This window comes from Blautia sp. CGZ-1-C1, from assembly GCF_056504575.1.
This window is the reverse complement of the sequence record NZ_JBWLUT010000174.1, coordinates 1-2,231: the sequence shown is the minus strand read 5'-3', so window position 1 is coordinate 2,231 and position 2,231 is coordinate 1. Positions and strand designations below refer to the sequence as shown.

The 2,231-nt window shown below is 38.9% G+C and carries 2 protein-coding genes and 1 pseudogene; 1 reads left to right on the top strand and 2 read right to left on the bottom strand.

The window, feature by feature from the left end; genetic code table 11:
* Positions 1–120, bottom strand: a pseudogene (locus tag AC058W_RS16045) (glucosamine-6-phosphate deaminase); the annotation flags it as partial.
* 450 nt (positions 121–570) lie between these two features.
* Between AC058W_RS16045 and AC058W_RS16040 the strand changes: the two are divergent.
* A complete protein-coding gene (locus AC058W_RS16040) occupies positions 571–1,368 on the top strand; it encodes a MurR/RpiR family transcriptional regulator (RefSeq protein WP_479390310.1) in 798 nt (265 codons plus the stop codon).
* Positions 1,369–1,416: 48 nt separating this feature from the next.
* Here the strand turns inward: AC058W_RS16040 and AC058W_RS16035 are convergent.
* Positions 1,417–2,231, bottom strand: an 815-nt coding sequence (locus AC058W_RS16035) for a glycoside hydrolase family 43 protein (protein WP_479390309.1), incomplete at its 5' end; no start/stop codon positions are given.

Here is a 2,231-nt window from a genome sequence, read left to right as displayed (position 1 = left end):
TGGTGTAGAACCTGTTGCCAGTCCAAGAACTGCTCTTGGTTTCATAATAATCTGAGCAGACATAATATTCGCTGCCTTTCTGCTTACATCATAATAGTCTTTACCTGCATAAATAATCATACCAATTCTCCTCTTCTGGTTATTTTTTTAATATCCACTCTACCATTTGTTTCATCCAGATTTACTTTATCTGTTATCCATTTAAGGTAAACCCATTATAAGTGTCATTGAATTTATTTTCAATGAATGGCAGGGTTTTAGATTCTTCTTTCAATTCCTATCAAATCATCCTGCATTCTATATCCATTTCAGATATTTTTATGAAAATACTTTCTTGTTCTATTTTTATGTTGAAATTATTTACATCATATCTTGAGAACCGTTTTCTAAAATGATATAGTATATCTTAATCAAACAACACATACTGTATTTTCCCCCTATTGCTTGTCACTTTTCGCAATTGAGGCAGGAGGCTTACCTGATTCTGTTAAATAGGTAGTCAATCCATATACCATTACTACGAAGGGAACTAATTATTTACTGGCACTCAACAAGCACAATATCATTCCGTTGATTGAGTCTTATTATCATACATTTACTCCACTTGAAAGAACTATCGCTGATTTCTTCATTCATAATACAGACGAACAGGATTTCTCGTCCAAAAATGTTTCCAGACTTCTCTATGTTTCAGAAGCATCCCTTTCCCGTTTCGCACAGAAGTGCGGATTTCATGGGTACAGAGAATTCATTTACGAATACAAGCAAAGCCTGATTCCTGCCCCCGAAGAAAACATTCCCAGTTTCGAAATCTCGGAATTCAATACCTATCAGGAGCTTCTTAACAAATCCAACGCCTTACTGGACAAGGCTCAGATTGCACGAATCACTAATCTTCTGGTATCTAAACCACGTGTTTATGTTTATGGCAGAGGCAGCTCAGGACTCGCAGCTCAGGAGATGAAGCTGCGTTTCATGCGTATCGGACTGAATATCGAAGCTGTTACAGACAGTCATATTATGAAAGTAAACTCCGTTATTCTCGATGAAAACTGTCTGGTTATCGGAATTAGTGTCAGCGGACAGACAGATGACATTATCTCTTCCTTAACAGCCGCGCATCAGCGAGGAGCTTACACTCTCCTTATGACCGCCAGACAGGACAAATCCTATCAGGAATTTTGCGATGAAACACTGATCTTCGCCAGTATGGAGCACCTCGAATATGGAAATATTATTTCTCCGCAATTTCCGATTTTGCTGGTTTTGGATGTACTTTATGCACACTATCTTCAGATTGACAGAAGCAAAAAAGAAGCGCTGCATGAATACACCATACAGACGCTTCAGCCTCATTTGATCAAATGATAAATTTTCATTAGTTATCAGAAATATTTAAGCCCTTCATTTTTAATTCTATTGGGCCTCATAAGAGAAAACCGGTGCTCCTGTTTTTTCATCCCAACGGATTTTCATCAGCATGGCATGTCGATTCGGATTATACAGTGGATCACCTACTATCTCTGCTTCTGTTCTTGCATGGTAAACCATAATAGGATTTCCTTCTTCATCTACGGTAAAGGAATTATGTCCCGGACCGTAGATATCTTTTGATTCATCTGTACAAAGAACCGGGCAGCGTTCTTTAGTCCATGATTTCGGATCAAGGAGATCGGCATTTTCATCAGCTGTCAGCATTCCCATACAGTATGCAATGCCTGTTTCAGATGCTGAATAGGTAAGATAGATTTTTCCATCATGATGAATTACCGCCGGACCTTCATTTACCCAGAATCCAACTCTTTCCCAGTCATAATCCGGTGTAGTAAGCAATACCTGAACTGTTTTCAATTTATACGGTGTCTCCATCTCGCCAATGTAAAGATTGGAAATTTGTTTTCCTACACCTACTTTCTCAGCCCATACATAGTAATGTTTTCCTTTATTTTCAAATACAGTTGCATCCAGAGAAAAAGCCTCAAAAGAAAATTCGTCTTCATCAGTGCGTCCCATTTTGCCCTTTTCTGTCCAGGCTCCTGTAAGTGGATCTGCATCTGCGCATTCCAACACATATGGGCGAATTGCCCAGATATCATCTTTATCTCCACCTGCAAAATAGATATACCATTTTCCATCCAAATAATGAAGTTCCGGTGCCCAGATATGTTCACTCATAATTCCTTCTTTATGCTTTTCCCAGACCGTCACTTCTTCTGCGTCTTTCAGTCCCG